Origin of the sequence: Arthrobacter humicola (genome assembly GCF_022803015.1) — a bacterium.
Lineage (GTDB): Bacteria > Actinomycetota > Actinomycetes > Actinomycetales > Micrococcaceae > Arthrobacter > Arthrobacter humicola_A.
This window is the reverse complement of the sequence record NZ_JAFKON010000042.1, coordinates 1-459: the sequence shown is the minus strand read 5'-3', so window position 1 is coordinate 459 and position 459 is coordinate 1. Positions and strand designations below refer to the sequence as shown.

Below are 459 nucleotides of genomic sequence, written 5' to 3'. Positions count from 1 at the left end.
CTCCGACGTAGTGCACCTCGACGGTGCCGCCTGCAACTGCCTCTGCGCCGTCACCCTCGACGAGGTCGACCGTCACCAAGTCCAAGGGTGCCGGTCCGGCCTGAAATTCGATCACTGGCTTCGTCACTGAAGTCTCCTGCGGTTGATGCCGGCCCGCCGACGCCGGCTGTGAAGCTCTGGGCATATTCCGCTTCGACTTTACGTCGTGACGGTCAACCGATCGGAGCTGGCATCAAATTCGTCTTGTATTCGCAGGTCAACGTGTTGTCGTTTGCAGGGTCGGTCATCTCCACTTTCCAGGCGTCGGAGAACTGATTCACCCCGTGGTGCATCGAGATGGTGCCCGAGATCAATACCGTTCCACGCGAGAACAGTCCACGTTCGATGAGCACGTCCAGCCAGTACTGCGGAGCGAGAAGATCACCGAGCGTCCCCGACTGGATGAGCACTCCGTCGGCC

The 459-nt window shown here is 60.3% G+C and carries 1 protein-coding gene; it reads right to left on the bottom strand.

The genetic code is table 11. The features are described 5' to 3' along the window. Positions 1-212 precede the first annotated feature (212 nt). On the bottom strand, positions 213-459 hold a 247-nt coding region (locus ARTB_RS21365), incomplete at its 5' end, for a DUF2848 family protein (RefSeq protein WP_243182281.1).